Annotated in this window: 18 protein-coding genes; 17 read left to right on the forward strand and 1 reads right to left on the reverse strand. The window is 69.3% G+C overall.

All coding sequences use genetic code 11. The features are described 5' to 3' along the window. Positions 1–2 precede the first annotated feature (2 nt). The 17 genes from FHP91_RS05000 to FHP91_RS05080 all read left to right on the forward strand — a co-directional run bounded on the left by FHP91_RS05000 (position 3) and on the right by FHP91_RS05080 (position 25,329). On the forward strand, positions 3–1,919 hold the full coding sequence (locus FHP91_RS05000; protein ID WP_144308522.1) for an ATP-binding protein: 1,917 nt from the start codon (positions 3–5) through the stop codon (positions 1,917–1,919). Further along, positions 1,916–2,170, forward strand: a complete 255-nt coding sequence (locus tag FHP91_RS05005; RefSeq protein ID WP_144308523.1) for a hypothetical protein — start codon at positions 1,916–1,918, stop codon at positions 2,168–2,170. The genes FHP91_RS05000 and FHP91_RS05005 overlap by 4 nt, the downstream gene beginning before the upstream one ends. Beyond that, positions 2,167–4,185, forward strand: a complete 2,019-nt coding sequence (locus FHP91_RS05010) for an eCIS core domain-containing protein (protein WP_222105109.1) — start codon at positions 2,167–2,169, stop codon at positions 4,183–4,185. The genes FHP91_RS05005 and FHP91_RS05010 overlap by 4 nt, the downstream gene beginning before the upstream one ends. Further along, positions 4,182–5,756 carry an eCIS core domain-containing protein gene (locus FHP91_RS05015; protein WP_222105110.1) on the forward strand — a complete coding sequence of 525 codons (1,575 nt, stop codon included), beginning with the start codon at positions 4,182–4,184 and terminating at the stop codon, positions 5,754–5,756. Before FHP91_RS05010 ends, FHP91_RS05015 begins: the two co-directional genes overlap by 4 nt. Beyond that, positions 5,753–7,120, forward strand: coding sequence for an eCIS core domain-containing protein (locus FHP91_RS21275; protein WP_222105111.1), 1,368 nt, complete (start codon positions 5,753–5,755; stop codon positions 7,118–7,120). Before FHP91_RS05015 ends, FHP91_RS21275 begins: the two co-directional genes overlap by 4 nt. 124 nt (positions 7,121–7,244) lie before the next feature. Beyond that, positions 7,245–9,866 (forward strand): proprotein convertase P-domain-containing protein, encoded by a 2,622-nt coding sequence (locus FHP91_RS05025; protein WP_144308524.1) that lies wholly within the window; start codon positions 7,245–7,247, stop codon positions 9,864–9,866. 9 nt (positions 9,867–9,875) lie between these two features. Beyond that, positions 9,876–10,532, forward strand: a complete 657-nt coding sequence (locus FHP91_RS05030) for a hypothetical protein (protein WP_144308525.1) — start codon at positions 9,876–9,878, stop codon at positions 10,530–10,532. Then, on the forward strand, positions 10,529–10,891 hold the full coding sequence (locus FHP91_RS05035) for a LysM domain-containing protein (protein ID WP_144308526.1): 363 nt from the start codon (positions 10,529–10,531) through the stop codon (positions 10,889–10,891). Before FHP91_RS05030 ends, FHP91_RS05035 begins: the two co-directional genes overlap by 4 nt. Next, positions 10,884–12,026: a hypothetical protein gene (locus FHP91_RS05040; protein ID WP_144308527.1), complete on the forward strand. Its 1,143-nt coding sequence runs from the start codon at positions 10,884–10,886 to the stop codon at positions 12,024–12,026. Before FHP91_RS05035 ends, FHP91_RS05040 begins: the two co-directional genes overlap by 8 nt. Before the next feature lie 184 nt (positions 12,027–12,210). Beyond that, complete coding sequence (locus FHP91_RS05045) at positions 12,211–12,720, forward strand: phage baseplate assembly protein V (RefSeq protein ID WP_144308528.1); 510 nt, start codon at positions 12,211–12,213, stop codon at positions 12,718–12,720. A gap of 336 nt (positions 12,721–13,056) precedes the next feature. Further along, the gene (locus FHP91_RS05050; protein ID WP_144308529.1) at positions 13,057–13,377 is read left to right on the forward strand and encodes a hypothetical protein; all 321 of its coding nucleotides are present in this window, start codon (positions 13,057–13,059) and stop codon (positions 13,375–13,377) included. A 325-nt stretch (positions 13,378–13,702) separates the two neighbouring features. Continuing rightward, positions 13,703–14,071, forward strand: coding sequence for a GPW/gp25 family protein (locus tag FHP91_RS05055; RefSeq protein ID WP_144308530.1), 369 nt, complete (start codon positions 13,703–13,705; stop codon positions 14,069–14,071). After that, positions 14,068–16,644: a putative baseplate assembly protein gene (locus tag FHP91_RS05060; RefSeq protein WP_144308531.1), complete on the forward strand. Its 2,577-nt coding sequence runs from the start codon at positions 14,068–14,070 to the stop codon at positions 16,642–16,644. The genes FHP91_RS05055 and FHP91_RS05060 overlap by 4 nt, the downstream gene beginning before the upstream one ends. Beyond that, a complete protein-coding gene (locus FHP91_RS05065) occupies positions 16,644–19,448 on the forward strand; it encodes a putative baseplate assembly protein (RefSeq protein WP_144308532.1) in 2,805 nt (934 codons plus the stop codon). Before FHP91_RS05060 ends, FHP91_RS05065 begins: the two co-directional genes overlap by 1 nt. After that, positions 19,445–21,514, forward strand: coding sequence for a hypothetical protein (locus FHP91_RS05070; protein WP_144308533.1), 2,070 nt, complete (start codon positions 19,445–19,447; stop codon positions 21,512–21,514). Before FHP91_RS05065 ends, FHP91_RS05070 begins: the two co-directional genes overlap by 4 nt. Positions 21,515–21,650: 136 nt before the next feature. After that, positions 21,651–24,818, forward strand: coding sequence for a DUF6519 domain-containing protein (locus tag FHP91_RS05075; RefSeq protein ID WP_144308534.1), 3,168 nt, complete (start codon positions 21,651–21,653; stop codon positions 24,816–24,818). A 10-nt stretch (positions 24,819–24,828) separates the two neighbouring features. After that, positions 24,829–25,329 (forward strand): hypothetical protein, encoded by a 501-nt coding sequence (locus tag FHP91_RS05080; protein WP_144308535.1) that lies wholly within the window; start codon positions 24,829–24,831, stop codon positions 25,327–25,329. 349 nt (positions 25,330–25,678) lie between these two features. Here FHP91_RS05080 and FHP91_RS05085 read toward each other — a convergent pair whose 3' ends face one another. Then, entirely contained in the window at positions 25,679–26,962 is a 1,284-nt protein-coding gene (locus tag FHP91_RS05085; protein WP_144308536.1) for a zinc-ribbon domain-containing protein, read from the reverse strand. Positions 26,963–26,997 lie beyond the last annotated feature (35 nt).

Below are 26,997 nucleotides of genomic sequence, written 5' to 3' on the forward strand. Positions count from 1 at the left end.
CCATGAACGCCCCACTCGAGCTCGACTGGACCACCGCCAACCAGCGCCTGCTGGTGGCCGAGTTCGCCCGGCTCAGGGCGCGGCTGGGCGAGGCCGATGTGGCCGAGGCCGAGCAACAGGTCGACAGCGCGGCGAACTGCCTGCCCAGCCCGTCGGCCATCGACACCTTGGTGACGCTGTTCGAACTCAGCAACTTCGAGCGAGATCTGCTCCTGCTGGTGGCCGGCGCCGAGATGGATGCCCGCTTGGCGGCGCTGTGTGGCGAGGCTACGGGCCAGCCGCTGCGGCCATGGGCCACTTTCGGCCTCGCGCTGGCGGTGCTGCCCGACCCGCACTGGAGCGCGCTCACCCCGGTCGCGCCGCTGCGGCGCTGGCGTTTGGTCGAGGTCGACGAGAGCGCCGGCCTCACCGCCGGCCGCTTGCGCCTCGACGAACGTGTGCTGCACTTCATCGCCGGCCTCAACTATCTCGATCACCGCCTTGCCGCCTTGCTCGAGGCCGTGCCGCCGGCCAGCCTGATGGCCGAGGCTCACCGCGACATCGCCGAGCGCGCTGCCGAGCAACTCGCCGATCAGGCCGGTCGCCTGCCCGTGGTGATGCTCTCCGGCGACGATACCGACGGCCAGCGCGATGTCGCCGCCACGCTGGCCCAGACGCTCGGCGTCGCACTGTTTGCACTGCGCGCCGCCGACATTCCCACCGCCGCGCACGAGCAGGCCTCCTTGGTCAGCCTGTGGCAGCGCGAAGCCGCGCTGCTCGGTGCCGGCTTGCTGATCGTGCAGGGCGAGGATGCCGCCGCTGCCGCGCTCAGCCGCTTCATTCCGCAGATCGACGGGCTGCTCATCGTCAGCGGCACGCATGCGCCGCAGATCGGTGGTGACCGCCTGCACTTCATGGTCAACAAACTCGACGCCCCCGGCCAGCGCCAGCTGTGGCAAGCCGCCCTCGGCGATGCCGCCGACATGCTCGCCGATACGCTCGACGGACTCGCCAGCCAGTACCGTCTCGGCGCCCGGCGCATCGCCGCCTGCGCGCGTCAGATCGATCACACTGATCCGGCCCGGGCTGCCGCCACGCTGCACCGCCTCAGCCGCGGCGACGGCACGGCCCTGAGCGAGATGGCCCAGGCCATCGACCCGCGTGCCACCTGGGACGACCTGATCCTGCCAGAGGCACAGCGCCGCACCCTGCAGCAGCTCGCCGTACATGCGCGCCACCGCATCACCGTGCATCACGACTGGGGCTTTGCCGGCAAGAGCGCGCGGGGCCTCGGCATTGCCACCCTGTTCAGCGGCGACAGCGGCACCGGCAAGACGCTGGCCGCCGAAGTGCTGGCCGGCGAGCTCGGCCTCGCGCTGTACCGCATCGACCTGTCGGCCGTGATCAGCAAATACATCGGCGAGACCGAAAAGAACCTGCGCAAGGTCTTCGACGCGGCCGAAGACATCGGCGCGCTGCTGCTCTTTGACGAGGCCGACGCCCTGTTCGGCAAGCGCAGCGAGGTCAAGGACAGCCACGACCGTTACGCCAACATCGAAGTCAGCTACCTGCTCCAGCGCATGGAGGCCTATCGCGGGCTGGCCATCCTCACCACCAACCACAAGACTGCGCTCGACACCGCCTTCAGCCGTCGCCTGCGCTTCGTGGTGCATTTCCCCTACCCCGACGCTGTCCAGCGCGAAGCCATCTGGCGCAGCATTTTCCCCGCCACGACGCCGCTGGGCGAGCTCGACTACGCCAAGCTGGCCCGCCTCAACGCCACCGGCGGCAATATCCGCAACATCGCGCTGTCGGCCGCCTTCCTTGCCGCCGAGGCCGGCACCCCGGTGAGCATGGCCCACTTGCTGCGCGCCGCCCACCTCGAAGCGGCCAAGCGTGAGAAGTCGCCCACCGACGCCGAAACACGGGGGTGGGTATGACACGCCTGGTCCTCCATATCGACCGGCTGGTACTCACCGGCATCGACCGGCACGACGCCGACGCCGTCGCCGCCGGCGTGCAGGCCGAGTTGCAGCGCCTGCTCGCCCAGCCCGGTGCGCTCGGCGCGCTGACCGGCGGCGGGGATCGCCCCCGGATTCGCGCGGGGTCCGTTCCCGTGCCCCATGGCGGCAACGGCCATGCCATGGGGCAGGCCATCGCCGGCGGCATCGCGCGGGGGGTCAAGCCATGAGCCACACCACCGCCCTGCAGGCAACGCCCTCGGCGACACCCGACAACACCGGCGTGCTCCAGCGGCAGTGCGCCTGCGGCGCGGCGGCGGGGCCGCTGAGCGGTGAGTGCGAAGACTGCACCCGCCAGCAGGCGCTCGGACTGCAGCGCAAGCTGGCCATCGGTCGCAGCGACGACCCGCTCGAAGCCGAGGCCGACCGCGTGGCCGCCGAGGTAATGCGCCCATCCGCGCCCCGCCACCCCGGGCATGACCAGCCGGCCACCCGTGGCCTGACCACACCGCGCATCCAGCGCCGGGCGAGTGCGCCCGCCGGCGCAGGCGCCGCGCCGCCCGCGGTGCGCCGCACCCTCGCGGCGCCCGGCCGCCCGCTCGACCCGTCGCTGCGGCGCGCCTTCGAACCGCGTTTTGGCCGCGACTTCGGCGATGTGCGCATCCACACCGACGCGCAGGCCCACGCGTCGGCGCAGGCCGTGGGCGCGCGGGCCTACACGGTGGGCCGCCATGTCGCCTTTGCCGACGGCCAGTACGCGCCCGGCACCCACGCCGGGCGGCAGCTGCTCGCCCATGAGCTGACCCATGTCGTCCAGCAGCGGGGCGGGGCGGCCGTGCTGCGCCGCGCGCCGGCCCCCTCGCCGGTGCCCAGCGGTGTGCCGGGGGTCCCCGGCGGCACGCCGGCGCTGCCGCCGGGCCGCATCCCCGGCATGCCGCCCACCGCGCCGAGTGCGGCGCCGCCGGTGCCGGCCAGCGCCGTGTGCCCGGCTTGTGCCTGCACCGCCGACCAGGTGACGCGCATCGATGCCGCGCGCCTCAAGGCCCAAGGCGTGTTCGAACGCGCCGCCGACCTGCTGGCCAACCCCACCCCGCCCATCGAGCGGCAGTTCGAGAACAGCTTCGGGCCGGGCAGCAACAGCGCAAAAACCCGCACCGAGACCGCCGACCGCTACCGCGCCGCGGCCAGCTTTCTGGGGCAGAGCACGGTGTCCGACCCGCCCGGCTCGGGCACGGTGCATTGCGACCCGACCAACAGCACCGACCTGTGCGCCACCGGCGCCACCGCTCACTACGGCCAGGGCCATATCGTGGTGTGCAGCGAGAATCCGTCGCCCAAGCAGATGCTCAATCCGCCCGAGGTGCCTACGGTTTATCGCCCCGAGGGTGAAATAGGCAGTGCCGAAGGCGTCCGCCAGGTGCCCGATGACTCAGCTACCGAGGCCGCGCAGGTCGCCTCCGACGCGGGCTTTGCCACCCGACTCACCGCGGTGATGGCGCACGAGGCCATCCATCACGTGGTGCAGCCGGGCATCGTCGACATCTACACCAACGAGCGCCTCTTCCAGTTCCTCGGCGCCGGCTCGAAGAAGCTCGACGCCGACCTCTCGCCGCTGGCGCTGCAGAACCCCGACAGCCTGGTGCAGTTCGCGTTTCGCGGCGTGGTGGCCGAAGACGGCGGCAATGCGTTGCCGGGGGCCGAGGCGGCGCTGGAGGAATCCGAACAGTTCTCCGGCAAGCTCACCGTCCGCCCGGTGCTCGGCCGTCGCCGGGCGCGCCTCAGCGTGGCGCTGGCCGAAGAGGCGATCGCCCAGGCCGGCGAGCGGCTTGGCGTGCTGCTGACGGAAGTCCAGTCGGTGCAGGGTGGGTCGAGTGGCTGGTCGCTCTTTCCGACGCTGTCGCAGCAGGTGGTCACGGCGCTGACCACGCTCGGCAAGGAGACCGATTTCGGCCAGCCCGACGCCGCCGCGCTGGCGCGGCTGCAGGCGCTGGTCGATGCCTTCACGCGCCTGAGCACGGGCATCCGCGACAAGAAGGTGGTGCTCGGGCGCCGCTTCGTGCTCGACAAGCCGGACAAGCGCATCGAGGTGGCCATCCCCGACTGGCGCAGCTTCCGCAAGCAGCCGGTCGGCGCGCAGCTGCCCGTGGTGCTCGGCGCGCTGCTCGACGAGGAGCCGGCCATCGCCGGATTCGACGCCTTCGTGCTCGATCTGGCCCGGACACGGGGAGGCATGGGACAGCTATGAACGCACCCATCGCTACCCCCAAGGCCGTCCAGACCCTCGCCCTGCGGCCCGTGTTGCCCGTCCTGCAGCGCAAGTGCGCCTGCGGCAATACCGCCAGCGCGGCGGACGGCGAATGTGAGGCCTGCAAGCAGCGCGACGCCCTCGGCCTGCAGGCGCGGCTGAGCATCGGCGCCAGCCACGATCCGCTGGAGCATGAAGCCGATCGCGCCGCTGACCAGGTGATGCGCATGGGCAGCGTCGATGGCAGCCTGTCGCGTACCGCCACGCCGCGGCTCACCCGGCGCGGCCAGGCGGCCGGGGCGCATGCCGGTGCGGTCCCGGCCAGTGTGGATCGCACGCTCGCGCGCAACGGCGAAGCCTTGGCCCCGGCCACCCGTGCCTTCTTCGAGCCGCGCTTCGGGCATGACTTCAGCCGCGTGCGGGTCCATCACGATGCCGCCGCGGCGGCCTCGGCGCGTGAGGTTTCGGCCCACGCCTACACGGTGGGCCACCACCTGGTGTTCGCCACCGGCCGCTACGCGCCGGGCACGGCGGCCGGGCAGGGCCTGCTGGCGCACGAGCTGGCCCATGTGGTGCAGCAAAGCGGCACCCTGCAACGCAGCGCCGCCGCACCGGAACCCGAAACACGCAGCAACCGGCCGGAGGACGAAGAACCGCGTGCCCCGGACCCCATGGATGAAGAACCCGCCGAGGCGCATTCGGCCGGGGGCATCGGTGGGCCGATCAGTGAACGCTACGCCGCGCCCTTCGACAGTTCGCTCGAGGGCGCGCCCTTGCCGCTGGGCGTTGAGCGCGACGCCGTCGAGGCCGAACGCGCCTGCCTGGCCACCGCAGCGCCCGATCCGGCCGAATGCGATCCGGCCACCGCGCTGACCTGGGCCGACTTCAGCGGAACCGCGCCACGGCGCAGCCGCTTCGGCGCCATGACCCACTCGCGCCTGGCGGAGCGTGCCATCAACACCGCGTTGAGCCGCTGCGCCCCCTATACTCAGCCCAACACCCGGGGCGTCCAGGCCGTCTTCACCCCGGGGCGGTCGTGGGTCAAACCCGAGTTCGCCAATGCGTCAGACCCGGCGCAAAACGGCTGCAATCGCACCGTGGCCAGCTGCGAGGCCTTCTTCGACCGCGAGGCGCGGGCCGGCCGCAGCGGTGGCACTTTCGGCATGAGCAGCGCGGCCAGCCGCACCTGCCCGGCCAGCGCGCGGGCGCGCGGCGACCAGGCCACCTCGCGCGCCGAGTGCGCCACCGTGGTGGCGACCGACTGCAGCGACCGCGCCACTGCCGAGTCGGGTCGTCTGCTGGCCCACGAGCAGGGCCACTTCAACCTCACCTGCGCCATGGCCCGCAAGGCCAACGGCATGCTGTCCACCGCGCCCAACTTCGACGCCCTGCTGCGCGCCGCGCGCACCACGCTGTCGCGCCAGCAGCGGCTCTACGACCGCCAGACCAATCACGGTTGCAACGCTGGCCAGCAAGCGACCTGGGAGACGGCCATCGCCGGCGGCCTGCCGGCGGTGACGATCACCGTGCCGCGCGCACGGGGCGGCCGTGGGCGACGGAGGGGGCGATGAGCGCGCAAGCCCACACCCGGGTGCAACGCACCGGCCACGCGGTTGTGCCGGCGATTGCCGCCGATGTGCTGCGCCGCCCCGGCCGGCCGCTCGATGCGCTCACCCGGGCGGCCATGGAGCAGCGCTTCGGCCAAGATCTGGGCGATATCCGCCTGCACACCGACGCCGCCGCGGCGCAGTCGGCCGAGGCCTTGTCGGCGCGGGCCTACACCGTGGGCCGGCACATCGTGTTCGGGCCGGCGGGTTATGCGCCGCAGGCACCGGCCGGGCGGCAGCGCCTGGCCCATGAGCTGACCCATGCGATTCAGCAGCGCCGGCCGGGCGGGGCGGACTTGAGCACTGCGCAGCGTGAAGGCGAGGCCCGGCGCGCGGCGCACAGCGTGGCCACTGGTGCGCCGATGCCGGCGATCAGCGCGGCCAGCCCGGCGGTGTCGCGCGATCCGGTGCCGGGCACCGAGGACGACGCGTCCTTCCAGGCCTCGATGGCCGAGGCCACCTGCGACATCGGCACCCTGTGCCGGCTCAGCCTGCGCTCGCCCGAGGCGGTGAGCCGCACCCGCCTGTTGCAGATCTACCGCGCCTGCCATCCGGGCGTGAGCCTCGCCTCGCTGGTGGCCGGCAACCCCTGCCTGACGCCCAATTTCGGCCTGCCGACGCCCACTCGTCCGGGCCCGGTGGCGCCGGGGCCGCGCCGTGCGCCGGGCACCACGCCACCGACCGGTGGCACACCGGCTCCGGCTCCGGCGGCGGGCGGCGGGCTGTCGCTGCCCTCGACCACCATCGCCTTCAGCCTCGGCGCGGCGGCGGTCACCATCGACCTGCCGGCCTCGCTGGCGGTGCGCCTGCCGGTGCCCTTTCGCGGCGCCGAGCGGGTGGTGTTCTCGCTCAACGCCAGCCCGAGCGAGTTCTCCTTCAGCGTCACCGTCAATGCCGTGCCGCATGTGCGCATCATCGCCCGCGCCAGCATGACGACCGAGGGGCGCGGCGCGGCCGGGCTGACGGTGCAGACCACGCGCACCGTATGCCGGGCGGTGGACCCGGCCGCCGCGCGCTCGGCACTGACGGCGGCCGGCACGCGCCTGCGTGACGCGATTCAGGCGGTGCAGACCCCACCGCCGCCCGACCCCGAGGCCAGCGAGCTGTCGCGCACGGTCGCCCCGCAGGCGCGCTACGCCGAGGTGGTCGCTGCCATGGCCAATGTGCATTCCGAGATCGAGCGCGTCGGCGCGCCTTGTCGTGAGGTGCCGGTGGCCGAATTCGAATTTGGCGCGCAGGGCCAGCTGACCACGCCCGACACCCCACCCACACCGGGCAGCTTGCCGCCGGCCAGCTTCATCGGCGGCTCACTGCGGTTTCGCTTTTAGGAGACGCCATGCGCGACGACAGCCCATCGCCCCAAATCGTCGAAAGCGGTATCGCGTCGGCTGGTGCTGTCCTGGTGCCCGGACGTGGCGCGCTGGACAACTGCGGGCCTGAAGGAGGGACGTCATGACCTATACCTATCGCGGCGGCCAGAAAATCGAACTGGCCAAGCGCCCCGACGCCTTCGTGGCGCGGGCCTTGCCCGAGGCATTGCAACGCGCCGGCATCGCCGAGGACGCCGAGCAGGTGTCCTCGGCGTCCTCGCGGGTGCGGGCCCGGGCGCAGGATCTCGATGCGATGATGGCCCGGTCGCGGGCGCTGGGGCCGACCCACCACGCCTACCAGATGGCGGACACGGGTGAGGACTTCCTGATCACCGATCGCGTTTTCGTCACTTTCAAGACGGCGCTGACGAACGATCAGGTGGCCGAGTTTGCCGGGCGTTACGGGCTGCTGCTGCGCGAGCGCTACACCGAGCGCGACTACCTTTTCCAGCTCACCGAGCACACCGGCATGAACCCGGTGAAGCTGGTGGTCGCGCTGACCGAGAATGATGCGCGCGTCGCGCTGGCCGAGAACGACCTCAACTATCTCGTCACCAAGTACGAGCTGTCGCCGCCGAGCGATCCGGACTACGCTAGCCAGTGGCATTTGCACGGGCATTTCTTTCACCCCGAGGTCGACCCGCGTGCCAATGCGCGCTGCGAGGCAGCGTGGCATCTGCTCGACAGTTTCGGCAGCCCGGAGGTGGTGGTCGGGGTGACGGACGATGGCTGCAAGCTCGATCACCCCGATTTCGACTCGCCCGGCAAGTTCGCCGCCTGGGGCTACTTCGCCGGCACTCGGCTGGTCACCAGTCGCGATGTCGATGCCCAGCCCGCGGGCATGTATCAGACCGGCGCCAACCACGGCACCTCCTGCGCGGGCGTGATCGCCGGCGAAACCGACGGTGTGCTGACGGTGGGCGCGGCGCCGGGTTGCCGGTTGCTGCCGATCAAGTGGGAATCGCAAGGCCCGTCGCTGCTCATCAATGATTCGAAAATGCTGTCGGCGCTGAGCTTTGTGGCCGACAAGGTGGATGTGTTGTCCAACTCCTGGGGCAGCGTGCCGCGTTTCCTGTTTGCCACCGCGGTCATCAACCGCCTGTCGCAGTTGGCGGTCAGCGGCGGGCGGCGCGGGCGGGGCATTTTGTTGCTGTGGGCGGCGGGCAATGAGAACTGCCCGATCCTGCATGAAGCGGATGTCGATGTGCCCTATACGCACGGCTGGGAGTTTGCCAACGGGGCATGGCGCTGGGCCGGGCCGGCGAGGACGCGCCGCTTTGTTAACAACATGGTCGACGTACCGGGTCTGCTGCATGTGGCGGCCTTGGCCAGCACCGCGCAGCGCAGCCACTATTCCAACTACGGCACCGGCATCGAGATTTGCGCGCCGTCGAGCAATAGCCACGCCTACTTCCGGATGCCGGTGGCCGGCCGGGGCATCACCACCGCCACCGGCGAGAGCGGACAGCTCACGCACGAGTTCGGTGGCACCTCCAGCGCCACGCCCCTGGTGGCCGGCATCGCCGCGCTGGTGCTGTCGGCCCACCCGGAACTGAGCGCGCTGGAGCTGGGCTCGGTGCTTCGCCGCACGGCGGCCAAGGATCTCGACACCACGCCCTATGCGCGCACCCCGGCGGCCAACTTCGACCCCAACCCGAGTTGGGATGTGTCGCCGGTTGCACCTTTCGACAGCGGCGACTTTGTCGACATCGGCCATGCCGACGGCAGCTGGAGCCCGTGGTTCGGCCATGGCCGGGTCGATGCCGAGCAGGCCGTGGCGCTGGCGCTGCAGCTGCGCGGCGGGGGTGAGGCGCCGGCGCCCGCGCCCGACAATCGCTGGACCTCGCGACCCGGCATCGCGATCCCCGACAATCGGCCGGGCGGCATCGTCGACACCGTGCAGGTGGACACCGTTGGCCAGGTCAGCTTCGTGCGCGTGTCGGTGGATATCCGCCACGCTTACATCGGCGATCTGGTGGTGACGCTTAGCGCGCCTTCGGGTCACGAGGTGGTGTTGCATGAGCGTGCCGGCGGCGGCCGCGACGATCTGGCGACCACCTGGGAGGCGACGACGCTGCCGGCGCTACGCGGCTTCGAAGGTGAGGACGCGGCCGGGGCGTGGACGCTGTCGGTGCGTGACGAGGCGGCGGTCGACACCGGCCGGCTGGAAGAATGGTCGCTGGAACTGGGCGTGCTCGTGCCGCCGCGTACGGTTTTTGTCGAAGACGCGCCGGGCATGGCGATCCCCGACAACCGTGCGGCCGGCATCACACGGACGCTGGCGGTGAGCGAGGTGGGCGCGATCGCCGCCATCGCGGTGGCGCTGGACATCACCCACACCTACATCGGCGATCTGCGCGTCACCCTGCATTCGCCGGCCGGCACCGAGGTAGTGCTGCACAGCCGCAGCGGCGGCAACACCGACAATCTGCGCGCCACCTATGCCTCGGCCGACGTGGCCGTGTTGCAGGTGCTGGCCGGCGAGCCCAGCGCGGGCACCTGGAAGTTGCAGGTGCAGGACCTGGCCGCGCGCGATGTGGGCAAGCTCAACCGCTGGTCGCTCGACATCAGCCTGCAGGCGGCGGCGCCTGCGACCGCGCGGCCCAAGAAGAAAGCGGCCACCAAGGCGAAAGCGCCGGCCAAGGCATCTGCCAGCCGCGCCAAAGCCACCAAGCCCAAGCGCGCCAAGGCGAAGGCCAAATAGGGAACCATCATGAGCGGCTACAGCCAGTCTCCCCGAATCGTCAAAGGCGGCATCGTGCTGATCGACCCGCAGTCCGCGCAGGTCAGGCGGGTGATCGCGCTGCAGTACAACCCCGAAAAGCTCTCGCGCAGCCTGCAGGTGCAGGGCGCGGGCGAGGGGGCGGAGCGCTCGGAGGCGCTGCGCCTCAAGGGGCCGGCGATCGAGACCTTCCGCCTGGAGGCCGATATCGATGCGGCCGACCAGCTCGAATTCCCCGACCAGCACGCCAACGTGGTGGCCGCCGGCATCGCGCCGCAGCTGGCGGTGCTCGAATCGCTGGTCAATCCGACTGCGGCCGACCTGCTCGCTGGCAAGGCGCTGGCCGCTGCGGGCACGCTGGAGATCGCGGCCATGGAGTCGGCGCTGGCGCTGTTTGTGTGGGGCGCCAACCGCATCGCGCCGGTGCGGGTGACCGAGTTTTCGATCTCTGAAGAAGCCTTCGACCCGGCGCTCAACCCGATCAACGCCAAGGTCAATCTGAGCCTGCGCGTGCTGTCCATCGACGACCTGGGCTTCGATCACAAGGGCGGCGGGCTGTTCATGGCCTATCTGCAATCGCGCGAAAAACTGGCCAGCAAGGCCGCCACTTTCGGCTTTGACGCCCTGGGTATTGGAGGACTGCCATGACCGATCCGCTCAAGGCCTTCATGCAGGCCAACGCGCTGACCGCGCCGAGCTTTGCGCCCGACAGCCGCTATCACGGCCTCGACACCGCGCAGTGGACCCGGCCCGACGGCGAGGCGGTGACCTATGTGCGCCGCCGCTTCATCCCGCCGCCCGAGAATTTTGCGACGCTGCAGGAGCACCGCGTGGAGAGCGGCGACCGGCTCGACAACCTGGCCGCCCAGTACCTCGGCGACCCGCAGCAGTACTGGCGCCTGTGCGATGGCAACGGCGCGGTGCGCCCGGTCGAGTTGACCGACACTGTCGGCCGGCGTCTGCGCATCACGCTGCCCGAGGGCGTACCGGGAGGCAGCGGTGAGTAGCAGCGCCATTCATCTCTCGCTGCTGATCGGCCCGGTGATTCCGATCCCGGTGCCGGCGATGATGATCGACGCGCTCGAATCGGTCACCGCCACCACATCGGCCGGCGCGGCCAGTGGCTTTCAGCTGCGCTTCAAGGTCAACAGCAAGTCGGAGCTGAACACCATTTTCCTGATCGCCGTGGGGCAGAACACCTCGGCGGGCACGCCGCCGCTGCGCGTGGTGCTGATCGTTACCCTGGGCGGGCGGCCGCAGCCGCTGTTCGACGGCGTGGTCACCAATGTGGAGGTGCAGGCCGGCAGTCAGGGCCAGCCGGGCAGCATTACCGTGACGGGCGAGGATCTGTCCAAGGTGATGGACATGATCGACTTCTCCGGTCTGCCTTATCCGGCCATGCCGCTGGAAGCGCGATTTGCGCTCATCTGCGCCAAATATGCCGCCTTCGGCATCATTCCGCTGCCGATTCCGGCCTTTTTTCCCGATGTGCCGATTCCGATCCAGCGCATCCCCGCGCAGCAGGGCACCGACCTGGCCTACATCCAGCAGATGGCCGAGGAAGTGGGCCATGTGTTCTACATCGAGCCCGGCGAGGTGCCGATGACCAACATCGCCTACTTCGGGCCCGAGATCAAAGTCGGCCCGCCGCAGCCGGCGCTCAACATCGACATGGACGCGCACACCAATGTCGAGTCGCTCAACTTCAGCTTCGACCCGACCAAGGGCGTGCTGCCGATTGTCTTTATCCAGAACCAGATGACCCGGGTACCGATCCCGATTCCCATCCCCAACCTCAACCCGCTGCAGCCGCCGCTGGGGGTGCTGAGTACGCCGCTGGCCAACATCAGGATGATGAAGGACACCGCCAGCATGAACCCCATGCAGGCGATCTCGCGCGGATTGGCCGAAGCCAAAAAGTCGCAGGACTCGGTCAGCGGCAGCGGCTCACTCGATGTGCTGCGCTACGGCCGCATGCTCAAGGCCCGCAAACTGGTCGGCGTGCGCGGCGCAGGCGTCGCCTACGACGGGCTGTACTACGTGAGCAGCGTCACCAGCACGCTCAAGCGCGGCGAATTCAAGCAAAGCTTCAGCCTGACGCGCAACGGGCTCATTTCCATCACACCGACGGTGCCGGCATGAGATACGACCGCCGCCCGCTCTCGCGTCGCCCGGATGCAGGCCGCAGGCCGGAATCCGCGGTCGGTGTGGCGGTCGGGGACGGTTTTTCGATGCGGGGCGGTGTGCCTGATCGGGCCGGTGTTCCCGGATTTCGCTGCGCTGCATCCGGGCTACGCCAGAACGGGCGGCGTTGCGAGGAGGAACGATGAGCCAGAAGTTCTACGGAAAATATCGCGGCCGCGTGGTGACCAATATCGATCCCATGCAGGAGGGGCGGCTCTTCGTCGAAGTGCTCGATGTGGGGGGTGTCATCCCGTCCGCCTGGGCCATGCCCTGCGTGCCGGTGGCCGGCACACAGAACGGCATGTTCGCGATGCCGGAGATGAATTCGGGCGTTTGGATCGAGTTCGAGCAGGGCAACCCCGAGAAGCCGATCTGGGTCGGGTGCTTCTGGGGCAGCGCCGCCGAGGTGCCGGTGCTCGCCCGCGCGACAACGCCGCCTTTCCAGGCCATCACTTTTCAGACGCTCGCGCAGAACGGCCTGACCATCTCGGATATGCCCGGCCCCACCGGCGGCATCATGCTCAAGAGCGCCACCGGCGCCACGCTGATCGTGAACGACACCGGCATCTACATCCAGAACGGCAAGGGCGCGATGATCACGCTGGTCGGCCCGACCGTGACGATCAACAACGGCGCGTTGACGGTGATCTGATGAATATTCTGGCCCCCATACCCGTTTGGCTCGTAGTCCCCCGAGGAGGCGAATCCTTCCTTGGCGCGGATCACGTAGGTTGGGTTGAGCGTAGCGAAGCCCAACAAGCAATGTGCCAGTCCGATACGCCGGATGTTGGGCTTCCTTCGTCAGCCCAACCTACGCTTCACAGGGGCATTCCGCCCGCCCGCCGGGCCGCCCCAAGGGCGGGCAGCCCCCTCGGGGGGCAGCGAGCAAAGCGAGGTTGGGGGCCTTCTCCTCTCCGCCGGGCCGCCCCAAGGGCGGGCGCGGCCCCCTCGGGGGGCAGCGAACGAAGTGAGCGTGGGGGCCCTTAAGATGCCCGGCCCTCTCCTCCATGTCGGTGCCACGGTGCTGTGTGCCCACGGCGGTAGTGCGACGCCGACGGCGCCGAATCCGCGGGTGCTGGTCAGCGGCCAGCCGACGGTGTTGATGACCGCGCCCTATGTGGTGGCCGGCTGCCCCTTCAATGTCTCCGGCTCTCCGGTGCCCTGCGTGACCGGCCAGTGGGTGGTCGCCGCCACGCGGGTGATGTCCAACGGCCAGCCCGTCGTGTTGATGGACAGCCAGGCCGTGTGCGCGCCCAACGGCACGCCGCTGCTGCCGGTGGCGGCGCAGACGCGGGTGATCGGGAGCTGATGATGAACATCATGACGACTCTCCGTAGGGCGGATAAGCCGCAACGCGGCGCCATCCGCCACCCACGACCGCCGCATCCGGCGGATGACGCCTGCGGCTTATCCGCCCTACGTGGAACAGCCGTAGGTTGGGTTGAGCGCAGCGAAGCCCAACAGACGATCTGCCAGACCGGAACGCCGCATGTTGGGCTTCCTGCGTCAGTCCAAGCTACGCCATCCCGACGGCCGCGCGCGATCCGCCGTAGGGCGGGATTCATCCCGCCGCGCGGGCCGAGGCCGGTTGAAACCGGCCCGACGTTCAACATTCCGGCTCAGGGGGATATCCCATGACCACCCGACTCCACTTCCCCTACCAGTTTGACGGCCGTGGCCGCACGCGGGACGACGACGAAGCTACCTGGATTCGCGGCCTGATCGAGCAGGTGGTGTTCACCGCGCCGGGCGAGCGGGTGATGCGGCCGGACTTCGGCTCCGGCCTGCGCGAGCTGGTGTTCGCGCCCAACAGCCCCGAGCTGGCGGCGACCACGCAGTTTCTGGTGCAGGGCGCGCTGCAGCAGTGGCTGGCCGATCTGATCACCGTCGAGGCGGTCGAGGTCGAGGCGGTCGATTCGCGCCTGTCGGTGACCGTGCAATACCTCATCCGCCGCACCGAAACCCGCCAGCGCGACAGCTTTGTCAAAGGGGCGCCCGCATGAGCACTTATACCTGCTGCGAAGAAAACCGTCGCGCGGCGGTGGACGCGCACCCCACGCTCAACGGCATCGACTATCTCGAGGTGCTTGATCTCGACGCCCCCGCCGGCAGCCCGCGCCAGCGCACGCTGATGCTGCGCCTGCTCAAGCCGGTGCCGGCGGGGCTCACTATCGAGAACGTGCGCATCACCGGCGGCGAGCGCATCCGCCGCGTCGGCATCGAATGGATCGGCATCGCCAGCGCGCCGCCGGCCGCGGCCACGCCGGCCGAACAGGCCTACTTCACCGCGCTGCCCGAGGCGGATCATGTGCTGCTGGTGCGTACCGACACCGCCGGCGACTTCTCCACCTACCGCTTGCAGCTGGTGCAGGGCCTGGGCAACGATGCGCCGCTGCCGGGCTTCGATCCGCGCCTGTCGTCGGTGGATTTCGCCTTCAAGGTCGAGTGCCCCAGCGACTTCGATTGCGCGCCGACGCACGATTGCCCGCAAGACCCGCCGCCCGCGCCCGATATCAACTACCTCGCGCGCGACTACGCCAGCCTGCGCCGGCTGGTCATCGACCGCCTCACCCGGCAGCTGCCCGGCTGGCGTGACCGCAGCCCGGCCGACATGGCCACCACGCTGGCCGAGCTGATCGCCTATGTCGGTGACCTGCAGCACTACCAGCTCGACGCCATCGCCACCGAGGCCTACCTGCACACCGCGCGCCGGCGCAGCAGTCTGCGCCGCCACGCCTTGCTGGTGGACTACGCCATGCACGAGGGCTGCAACGCCCGCGCCTGGCTGCATGTCGAGGTCAGCGGCGCGCCCTTTGCGCTGCCCGCCGGCCTGCGCTTTACCACCCGAGTGCCCGGCGTGCCGGCGCGCATCACTCCCGATTCACCCGACGAACGCGCCGCGCTGCGGGCCGCGCCGCTGGTGTTCGAGCCCATGCACACCGCCATGCTGCGCATCGATCACAACGATTTCGCCTTCTACTCCTGGGGCGACGCGCGCTGCTGCCTGGCCGTAGGCGCCACCGCCGCCACGCTGCGCGGCCACTGGCCCGATCTGGCCGTCGGCGATGTGCTCATCTTTCAGGAAGTGCTCGGCCCGCTCAGCGGCGTGGCCGAAGATGCCGACCCCGCCCGCCGCCATGCCGTGCGCCTCACCGCTGTGCGTGCGCTCGATGGCGGCAGCCCGCTGGCCGACCCGCTCGACGGCACCCAGATCACCGAGATCCGCTGGCACGCCGATGACGCGCTGCCCTTCCCGCTGTGCCTGTCGGCCGAAACCGACGAAGCTCACGGCAGCGTGCTGGTCGAGGATGTGAGCATCGTGCTGGGCAACAACATCCTGGTCGATCACGGCCGCAGCATTGCCGATGAAGCCCTCGGCAGCGTGCCCGCCGCCCGCCTGCAGTTCCCGCCCGCCGCCGGCAATGCCTGCGACCGCGCGGCCCCCGAGCCGCTGCCGCCGCGCTTCTCGCCCACGCTGGCCGAGGCGCCGGTGACCCGGCAGGGCACGGTGCTCAAGACCACCGTCGAACACGGCCTGCGTCGCAGCGAGCGGCTCACCTTCGACCCCGACGCCTCGGCCAGCGCCGCGCTCGCCTGGCGTACCGCCGACGCCATCCCGGCCATCACGCTGGAGAGCACCTTCGGCAGCAGCGTCGAAACCTGGACCGCCCGGCGCGACCTGCTCGCCAGCCGCGGCACCGACACCCACTTCGTGCTCGACACCGAGAACGACGGCAGCGCCCACCCGCGCTTTGGCGACGACCGCCACGGCCGCCGGCCCGACACCGGCACCGCCTTCACCGCCAGCTACCGCATCGGCAACGGGCCCGAGGGTAATGTCGGCGCCAACGCCATCGCCCATGTGGTGACCACCGAAGGGCGCATCGTGGCCGTCACCAACCCGCTGCCGGCCTGCGGTGGCGTGGCCCCCGAGACCGCCGCCGAGCTGCGCCGCCATGCGCCGCAAGCCTTCCGCACGCTGGAACGCGCCGTCACCCCGGCCGACTACGCCGAAGTCACCGAGCGCCTCGCCGGCGTGCAGCGCGCCGCCGCCGGCCTGCGCTGGACGGGCAGCTGGCACACCGTGTTCGTCACCGTCGACCGCGAGGGCGGCGAGCCGGTGGATGACGCTTTCGCGATCACCGCTGTCGAGCACCTCGACCGCTACCGCATGGCCGGGCACGACCTGCGCATCACCGACCCGATCCATGTCTCGCTCGAAATCGACCTGCTGGTCTGCGTGCAGCCCGAGGCCTTCCGCAGCAATGTGCGCCGCGCCCTGCTCGATGTGCTGGGCAGCCGGGTGCGCGCCGACGGCACGCGCGGCCTGTTCCACCCCGACAACTTCAGCTTCGGCCAGACCGTCTTCCTCAGCCCGCTGTATGCCGCCGCGCGCACCGTGGCCGGCGTGGCCTCGGTACAGGTCACCCGCTTCCAGCGTCAGGGCCAGCCCGACCCCACGCCGCTGGCCGACGGCTTCATGCCGCTGGGCCGGCTGGAGATCGCGCGGCTCGACAACGACCCGAACTTCCCCGAGCACGGCGTGCTGCGCCTTGAACTGCACGGAGGCAAATGATGAGCACCGCCCGCGTGTCCGCCAAAACCGATTGCGATTGCTGCGCCGGCATCGACGTAGTCACCCCCGCGCGCATCAGCAACCCGCCGGGCCTGTCGCAGATCGCCTACCGCATCGGCCGCCATGGCGACTTTGTTGAATCCATGCGCGCGCGCCTGTCCAGCGCCGATAACCCCGCCCTGGCCGCGCTCACCACCCGCGAGGCCAGCGACTTCACCCTCGCCATCACCGACGCGCTGGCCACCTCGCTCGACGTGCTCAGCTTCTACACCGAGCGCTTCGCCAACGAGCACTACCTGCGCACCGCCACCGAGCGCCTGTCGGTGCGCGAGATGGCGCGGCTCATCGGCTACGAACTGGCCCCCGGCGTGGCCGCCGGCACACATCTGGCCTTCACCCTGCAGACCATTCCCGGCGCGCCGGCCGAGCCGATCACCATCCCGGTGGGCACCCGCGTGCAGAGCGTGCCGGGGCAGGACGAACAGGCGCAGAGCTTCGAAACCGTCGCGCCCACGCCGGCGCGCGCCGAGTGGAATGCCATCCCGGTGCAGACCCGGGTGCGCTGGCAGCCCAAGTCCGGCGATACCGAGCTGTGGCTGGACGGCCTGGCCACCGGCTTGCAGCCGGGCGACGCCATCCTCATCGTCGGCAGTGAGCGCGAGTCCGACCCCGGCAGCGAGCGCTGGGATGTGCGCGTGCTCGATAGCGTCACGCCCGACAACACCCGTGGCCGCACCCGCGTGCGCTGGGACCACCCGCTGGGCAGCGCCTTCCCGGCCATGAGCCCGACCAGCCTTGGCGTACAGGTGCACGCCCTGCGCCAGCGCACCGCGCTGTTCGGCCACAACGCGCCCGACCCCAATCTGATGGGCAATGACGATTCCAACGTCGCCAGCCTGATCGACACCAGCGGCAGCACCTGGGTGTGGAAAAACTTTGCCCTCGACACCGCCGCGCTCGACCTCGACACTGACAACCCCAAGATCACCGCCGGCAGCTGGATCGCGCTGGTCTCCAACGAGCCGGGTTTGGGCAGCGCCGCGCTGCCCGGCTACACCGAGCTGTACCGCGCGAGCAAAGTCATCCACCGCAGCCGCAACGCTTTTGCCATCTCCAGCAAGGTCACCCGCGTCACGCCCGACACCACCGAAAACCTCACCGCCAGCCGCTTTCCGCTGCGCCGTACGCTGGTGCTGGCGCAGAGCGAGCAGCTCGCCACGGTCGACACGCCTGTTTTTCATCCGGTCTATGGCGAGGCGATCACCCTCGGCCTGCGGGTGGCCGACCTGCAGCCCGGCCAGCCGATTGCGCTCTCCGGCCCGCGTCAGCGCATCGCCATCGCGCCGCGCGCGGCCGGGCTGTCGCTGAGTGTGGACGGCGGCGGTAGCGTGGCGCTGGCCGAGGGCGATGAGCTGTTCATGCGGGCGCCGGCCGTTCGGATGTTTGGCAGTACGCCGGTGGCGCTCAGTGCCGAGACCTTCGTCGCGCAACTCGGTAAAGCCAGCGTGGTGCTACGCCTCGCGCTCGAAGACCGCGACGGACGCACCGGCACGCTCACCGCCAAGGGCAGCGAGCTGCGGCTGGCCGACAGCCGCAAGGACGACGCGCTGGTGAGTGAGATCGCCTTCATCGCCACCGCCAACGACCCCATCGTGCTCGACCGCGACCACACCCATCTCAAGCTCGCCGCGCCGCTGGCGCAGGTGTATGCGCGCGCCGATCTGCGCATCAACGCCAACGTCGCCCCGGCCACGCATGGCGAAACGGTGGAGGCCATTCTCGGCAGTGGCGATGGTGCCGTGGCCAACCAGCGCTTTGTGCTCGGCCAGGCGCCGCTCACCTTCGTGAGCGCCAACACCACCAGCGGCCGGGCGTCTTCACTTGAACTGCGGGTCAATGAGGTGCTGTGGTCCGAGGTGCCGACCCTGCACGCCGCCGCGCCCGATGCGCGGGTGTACGAAACCACGCAGGACGACGAGGGGCGCACCACCGTGTTGTTCGGCGACGGCACCGAGGGCGCGCGCCTGCCCAGCGGCTCGACCAACCTGCGGGTGCGCTATCGCAAGGGCCTGGGCGTGGCCGGCAACCTCGCCGCCGGCAAGCTCACCACCTTGCTCAGCCGGCCGCTGGGTGTGACCGCTGCGGTCAACCCCGCGCCCGCCACCGGCGGAGAAGACGCCGAAACCCTGGCCCGCGCCCGCGACAACGCCCCGCTCACCGTGCTCACGCTGGATCGCGCGGTGTCCATCGATGATTACGCTAACTTCGCCCGCGCCTTCGCCGGCATCGACAAGGCCCACGCGCTGTGGATTCCGGCCGGGCCGGCGCGCGGCGTGTTCCTGAGCATCGCCGGCATCGGTGGCGCCGTGGTGCCCGAGGACAGTGACACCTACAAAAACCTGCGCGACGCGCTGGTCACCTATGGCGACCCGCTGGTGCCGCTGCGCCTGCTCAACTACCGCGACGCGCGCTTCCGCTGCCGGCTGTCGGTCAAGATCGACAAGGCCTTCGAGACGGACGCCGTGCTGCTGGCGGTCGACGCGGCGCTGCGCGAGGCCTTCAGCTTTGTCCGCCGCGCCTTCGGCCAGACCGTGTCGGTCGATGAGGTGGCCGCCGTGGCGCAAGGCGTGGCCGGGGTGGTGGCGGTGCATGTCACCCGCCTCTACCGCGTCGGCCAGAGTCCGACCGTGCTGGTGCCGCGCCTGTTTGCCGCGCTGCCGGTGGCTTCGCTCACCGGCGTGCCGCTGGCCGCCGAGCTGCTCACCCTGGCCACCGACCCGATCGAACTGGAGGTGCTGCCATGAGTACCGACACCCAGAAACTGTTCGAGCTGCTGCCGGCCATCCACCGCATCCGCGATGCCGAGCTGGCCGCCGCCGAGGGGCTGGATCGCGGCCCGCTCGAAGAACTCATCGGCGTGCTCGCCGAGCAGCTGGCGGTGGCCGACGAGAGCCTGGAACAGCTCTACGACGACCTCTTCATCGAGACCTGCGCCGAGTGGGCAGTGCCCTACATCGGCGACCTGATCGGCTATCGCAGCCTGCACCAGGCCGCCCCCGAGGCGGCCAGCGCCCGCGCCGAAGTGGCACACACCATCGCCCTGCGCCGGCGCAAGGGCACGGCGCTGGTGCTCGAGCAGCTGGCGCGCGATGTCACCGGCTGGGACGCCCGCGCGGTCGAATACTTCCAGCGCCTGTGCACCACGCAGTACATGAACCACCTGCGCCCGGCCAACCTGCACACCCCCGACCTGCGCCGTGCCGAACCGCTCGAATGGATCGGCACCGCCTTCGAGACCGCCAACCGCACGGTGGATGTGCGGCGCATCGAGTCCGGCCGCGGGCGGCACAACATCCCCAACATCGGCCTGCACCTGTGGCGCATCCAGGCCTGGCCGCACCGCGAGTCGCCCACCACCCGCGCCGGCGTGCGCCGCTACCGCGCCAGCCCCTTGGGCCACGACCTGCCGCTCTACAACCGCCCGCTCGCCGAAGACGACATCACCCATCTGGCCGAGCCGGACAACGTGCCCTGGCCGCTGTCGCGCCGTCGCCTCGCCACGCATCTGGCGCGCCATTATGGCGAACGCGCCAGCGCCGGCGCGCCGCTGGACAACCCCGATCCGGCGCTGATTCTGCAGGTGGACGGCACCGTCATCGAGCGCGATCACATCCACATCTGCCACCTCGGCGACGAGGCCGGCACGTGGGCGCACACCCCGCCGCCGAACGGCTTCTACGCCATCGACCCGGTGCTCGGCCGTGTCGCCCTGCCTGCCGACGCGCCCGACCCGGCCGATGTGCGCCTCAGCTGGCGCGAGGGCTTTTCGGCCGCCATCGGCGGCGGCGAGTACGAGCGTGGCGACACCCTGCCGCTGCCGCCGGCCAGCGTCACCGTGCTGCGCGTGCCCGACGACCACCCCACGCTGGCGGCCGCGCTCACCGCGCTGGCCGGCGACGGCGTGGTCGAGATCACCGACAGCAGCCGCTACAGCGAAACGCTGACGATCAACGTGATCGCCGATGGCGCCGTCGAGATCCGCGCCGCCAACGGCCGCCGCCCGGTGCTCGAGCTGGGCGGGCTGACCGTCACCGGCGCCGCCAACGCCGCCTGCACGCTCAACGGCCTGCTCATCACCGGCGCGCCGCTGGCCGTGCCCGACGCCGCCGGCAACGCACTGGCGCGGCTGAACCTCATCCACTGCACCCTCGTGCCCGGCATTGCCCTCAACCCCGACGGCAGCCCCACCCAGCCCGCCGCGCCCAGCCTGCAACTGGCCATCGCCGGGCTGGAAACGGAGATCGACCGCTGCATCCTCGGCGGCATCCGCAGCCACGAGCGCGCCACCCTGCGCGCCACCGACAGCCTGATCGACGCCACCGCACGCGATGGCGTGGCCTTTGCTGCCATGGATGGCGCCGCTCCCGGCGCGGCGCTGTCGCTCATCGCCTGCACCGTGGTCGGCACCGTGCATACCGCCGAGGTGGGGCTGATCTCCAACAGCATCCTGCTCGCCTCGGCCGCCCCCGGCGTTGCGCCGGTACGCGCGGCGCGCAAGCAGGTCGGCTGCGTGCGCTTCTCGTGGCTGCCGTTTGAATCCATCGTGCCGGCGCGCCACCGCTGCCAGCCCGATTCTGCCCAGAGCGCGCGCCACATTGCGCCCCGCTTCACGTCCCTGCACTACGGCACGCCGGCCTACGGCCAGCTCACCACCGCCACGCCGGTCGAGGTGCTGCGTGGCGCCGACGATGAGAGCGAAATGGGCGTGTTCCATCACCTGTACGGTGCCCAGCGCGAAACCAACCTGCGGATCCGCCTCGCGGAATACCTGCGGGTCGGCCTGCGCGCCGGCATCTTCTACGAATCATGAAACGCCAATCGACAACCAGAAGACGGTCGCATCCCGTAGGGCGGGTTTCAACCCGCCACACCCCCATCACGAGGCGGCTTGAAACCCGCCCTGTGACCGCTGCCGTCAATCACGAACACGCGAGGGAGTCCACATCATGAGTTTCGATCTGAGCCGTATCCGCTTCGACGCCCGCAAGGACTTTTTCGGACTGGTCGTGCAGCAGGGCCGTGTGCAGCTGGACGCCGAGTGGAACGAGTGGGTCGCCCAGCTCGGCCGCCGCCTGCAGGCCGGCACGCTCGACACTTTTGGCGGCAACGTGGTGCCGCGCATCACGCCCGATGGTTTCCGCATCCAGGCCAGCGGCGGGGCGCTGAGCATCGGCCCGGGGCGCATCTATGTGGACGGCTTGCTGGCCGAGAACCACGGCGGCACGCCCGACGCCTGGGACCCGCGCCTGGCCGAGCTCACCGGCACCACGCCGCTGGCCTACACCGCCCAGCCCTACTACCCCAACCCGCCCGCGCTGCCGGCCGGCGGCCCGCACCTGGTGTATGTGGACGTGTGGCAGCGCGACATCAGCGCCATCATCGACCCCGGCCTCATCGAACCGGCTGTGGGCGTGGACACCACCGGCCGGCTGCAGACCGTCTGGCAGGTCAAGGTGCTGCCCAACGTCGGCAACGCCACCTGCGCCACCGAGGATGAAGACATCGCCGGCTGGCTGGCGGCCACTGCGCCCTCGGCCGGCCGCCTGAGCACCGACACCGGCGACCCGGCCTTTGACCCCAACCCCTGCCAGGTGCCGCCCGCCGCCGGCTACCGCGGGCTGGAGAACCAGACCTATCGTGTGGAAGTGCACACCGGCGGGCCGATTGGCACGGCCACCTTCAAGTGGTCGCGCGACAACGCCACGGTGGCCTCGCGGGTGACCCACATCAACCCGGCGCGCGACCGCATCACGGTCGAATCCATCGGCCGTGACGACGTGCTGCGCTTTCATGACGGCGACTGGGTGGAGGTGACCGACGACCACCGCGAGCTGCACGGCCTGCCCGGCGAGCTGCGCCGCATCCGCGTGGCCGGCGGGGTGGACGACACCGCCCGCACGCTGAGCTTCGACATCGCGCTGTCGGCCGGCTTTTTCCCCACCGATGCGCAGCAGGCCACCCAGCCGGCGCGCAACACCCGCGTGCGCCGCTGGGACCAGTCCGGCCAGGTGCGGCGCGAGAACGGCACCGTGGCCACCAACCTCGACACCAGCACCACCGGCGAGATCCCCATCCCCGGCGGCACCACGCGGCTGTTTCTGGAGCACGGCATCCTGGTCGACTTCAGCCTCGACCCGGCCGGTGGCGAGTTCAAGACGGGTGACCACTGGGTGTTCGCCGCGCGCACGGTCGATGCCAGCGTCGAAATCCTCACCAACGCGCCGCCGCTGGGCATCCACCACCACTACGCGCGCCTGGCCATCGTCAATTTTCCGGACGGAGAAACCGACTGCCGCACCCTGTGGCCGCCGATTGCCGAGGGCGAGGGCTGCGACTGCACCGTGTGCGTGAGCGCCGAGAACCACAACAACGGCACCGCCACCATTCAGCAGGCCATCGACAGCATCAAGGACGTGGGCGGCACCATCTGCCTGGGCATCGGCAACTACAGCATCGGCACGCCGCTGGTGGTCGATGGCGCGCGCTCGCTGCGCTTTCGCGGCCAGGGCTGGGCTACGCTGCTGGTCGGCGCCGAGCCGGGCAGCGTCTTTGACATCCGCGACAGCACCGGCGTGGCGCTCGAGAACCTGAGCGTGATCGGCTCGGCCGTCAGCTCGGGCAGCACCGCCATGATCGCCGCGCGCGGCGTGACCGACCTGCGCGCCGAGCACATCAACGTGCTCGGCCTGGCGGTGGGCGACGGCACCAGCGTGGGCATTGGCCTGAGCGGCAACATGCTCGGCGTCAGCATCAGCGACTGCGCCATCGTCGCCGAGCGCGGCGTGGCCACGGTGGCCGGCGGCGACAGCAACTATGTGCTCACCGGCGAGCTGCGCATGGCGCGCAACCTCTTCTTCTGCAGCCAGCGCGCGGTCAGCTTCGACGCCACCAGCCTGCACTACGGCAACACCCGCATCGACGGCAACTTCATGCTGGTTGGCACCCAGGCCGCGGTGACCGCGACCGGCGCGGTGCTGGCGGGCTCGAGCTTTGCGGTGGCCGACAATGTGATCTACACCGCCAGCGACGGCGTGCGCGCCGGGGTCGATGGCCTCGCGGTCGAGCGCAACGAGATTTTCGGCTTCGGCGAGCGCAGCGGCCACGGCATCGTGCTCGAAGAAGGGCTGGACCCGGTCGCCATCGACCGCGTACGCATCCACGCCAACCGCCTGCTCGGCCTGCGCGGCCACGCCATGCTCGTCACCCAGCAGGTGGACGAGGCGATCATCACCGACAACCAGCTCGACAGCATCGGTCTGGGTGCGCTGGTGATGGGCGAGGGCGCTGGCGCCGGCCTGCTGCGCTTTGCCGGCAACCAGTGTCAGCGGCTCGGTCAGGTGCTGGGCAACGACAACGCCGCCTTCGTGGCGGTGCAGCTCATCCGTGTCGAGCGCGGCGATGTGCTCGACAACGTCATCGCCCAGGTCGCCCGCTCGGCGCTCACCAGCCCCGGCATCGACGCGCTGCGCTGCGCCGCCGTGGGGCAGATGCGCATTGCCGGCAACCGCTTCTTCGGCATCGGGCCGGATCGCATCAGCGCCCCGGTCGCCGCCATCCGCGTGCTGCCGCCCTTCGACCGCACGGCGATTGACGACAACAGCGTCGAGCGCATCGGCGAGGCCGGCCAGAACCCCATCGTCATCGAATGGCGGGCCATCAACATCGCCCCCGAACCGGCCGGCGCGGTGCCCGGCTTCGTGGCCGCCGGCTACTTTGCCGCCGCCGAAACCGCCTACCTGCTCACCGCCAGCCGCGCCTTTGCCGTGCTGCTGCGCCCGGCCGCGGTGTCGATCCGCGGCAACCAGCTGCGCGGCCACGCCACGGCGGCGCCGCTCAACCAGTGCGGCGGCGTCGATAGCCTGCTGTTCGCCGACAATCACTGCCAGACGGTGGGTGAAGGCGGCAAGGAGCCGCTGCTCGGCGAGTTCGGCGGGCGCACGCTCAATGTCAGCAACAACCGGCTCATCGCCCTGGGCGACCTGGACACCCTGCACCTGCACCCGCAGCAGAAGCTGGCCATCGTCATGGGCAACACCAGCACCGGCAACATCCGCGTGCAAGGCGGCGCGCCCGTGCCGGCCGACATGAGCTTGACCAACATCATCGGAATGTGAGGACCCCATCATGGCTATAGCAACCTTCCGTGGCGAAAAGTCCGTGTCCGCCATTGCCGACAAACTCTTCGTCAAACTCACGCCCAAACAGCGCGAAAAGGCCGAAGCCGCGCTCATCAAGGAGAACCCGCAGCTACGCGAACTGGCCACCGTGCCCCAGGGCGCCATCCTGCGCGTACCCGAGCTGCCCGAACTGCGCGCCAAGACCAACCGCAGTCTAGAAAACCCCGACGCCCAGATCGCCCGCAACCTCGCCGAGGCGGTCTCCGACTATGGCAACCGGCTCGGCGAACGCTTCAAGACCGTGCAGAAAGACGGCAAGGAACAACTGGCCGTGCTCAAGAGCGGCGAACTGCGCAAAGCCCTCGCCGACGCCCCCGCCTACCGCACCATCGCCGACGAAACCGCAAAGGCCCTGGACGCGCGGGCGGCCGGGCTGGGCGATCGGCAGAAGGCGGTCGATGCGGCCATCAAGCAGGCGATTGCAGCCTTGGACGTTGGTAAGCGTTGACGCAGTGGCAGTGAGCTTGTGCGGATGGGGGTGACTGGCCCCTTTCGACCCGACCCCGTCTCCCGCAAGTGCGCGACGGCATCATGTAGGTTGGGTTGAGCGCAGCGAAGCCCAACATTCAGCCATGCAATTGTGGAACGCCGAGTGTTGGGCTTCCTTCGTCAGCCCAACCTACGCTTGCTTTCGATCCGAAGCCGCCTTTGCCGCTATGGCGGAGTGGGTGTTGGATTCGTAGCCCGGATGGAGCGAAGCGCAATCCGGGGTCAGTGGTCGATCAACCGATGAATCCCGGAGGCGGCCCTGCGGGCCTTGTCCGGGCAACGCTTGTTGGGAAACATGATGGAGTTATCTATTCACCGCGGTATGACAAAACGCCTTTTAGTACAGATGCGTCTACGTCGGTTGCGTCAAAGGCCTTCTTGAGAATCGCCAGTCCGATAGCTGGGGTTCGAGGTGTAACCCCCGAGGCATAGTATTCATCGGTATGCGTATATCCATTTCCCACAATTTTTTCCTTGACCCTAATTGAGCCGGGAGATTCTTCGTAGTCTCGTTTGTAGGTCCAGTCACCCTTGACTGTTGCTTCAACTTCGTCAGGCAAATTCACCAGGACAGCGTCAATTAGTCGGAAATTTAAATGTGGGCAGAACCTGACGCGATAGAGATTGGTCTCTAGCTCGTGTCGAATGCGCTTCTTGTCAAATACGAATATATGCCCTGCTTTGAGGAATCCGTTCTTCTTGAAATTGCCGTAAGAGAACCATTCGGCCCAACCACTCCAGTCCATCCTGGCGTTCTTACAGCCCCAAATATTGAGCCGCTTTTCGTCTACGCCAAAACAGTACTCAAGAGGGCGGTATGCAGAGCCACGCTGATCGTTGCACCACGTAAAGCCGAACACCTCATCCCAACGCGATTCCTTTCCGTCGACCCAAACCTTACGATTCCGCATGCCCTTCAGGTCTTCGACTAGCTTCGCAGCTTCTGCAATTTGATTTTTTGGCCATGCTGCCATGTACCAAGTCTTCCCTCCTTTGACGCTTTCAGCGTTCTCCGGGGCTGTTTTGGCCTTTCGGACAGCATCAATAAAACCGCTAGCAGTGGACTCAGCGAATTCAACTGCTATGCCGCTGATTGGGATGCTGTATTCGACTGCTACTGCGGCGTCTCGATCAGTTGTTTCAAGTGAGCTACCGCACTTAGGGCAAAATTTGGCATCTCGTGGAACCTTAGCGGAGCAACTTGGGCATGCGCGCGTGGCGTCCGAGTCATTGAATGAAGCTCGCACTTCGGACACGAGTAGTTGAAATTGCTCGTTTGTAATACCAACGAGTCTTGCGAACGCGAGGATAACGGGTTTCTCTGCTTGGTCTAGTACCCCATCCGCCAGCGACACCGACACCATGTCTTCGAGGTTCGCGATTCGTGCAGAAAAGGTACCGACGACACTTGGAAGGAATCCTTCGCCTTGTGCTAGGGCTTCGGCCTTGCGTAAAGCGGTCCTTTTTGCTCCGATTCGCTTCTGCGCTTCCTCAACTGCATGAATCTCATTGGGAGAAACGCTGCCGTCGGCACGTGATACAGCGACCAAATTTGCGAGATACGTGATTTTCTCATCGTCGCTTAACTTCATCTCATTTTCTCCAAAGGCGGCAAACGCCTACCATC

It is taken from the genome of Denitromonas halophila (assembly GCF_007625155.1).
Lineage (GTDB): Bacteria > Pseudomonadota > Gammaproteobacteria > Burkholderiales > Rhodocyclaceae > Nitrogeniibacter > Nitrogeniibacter halophilus.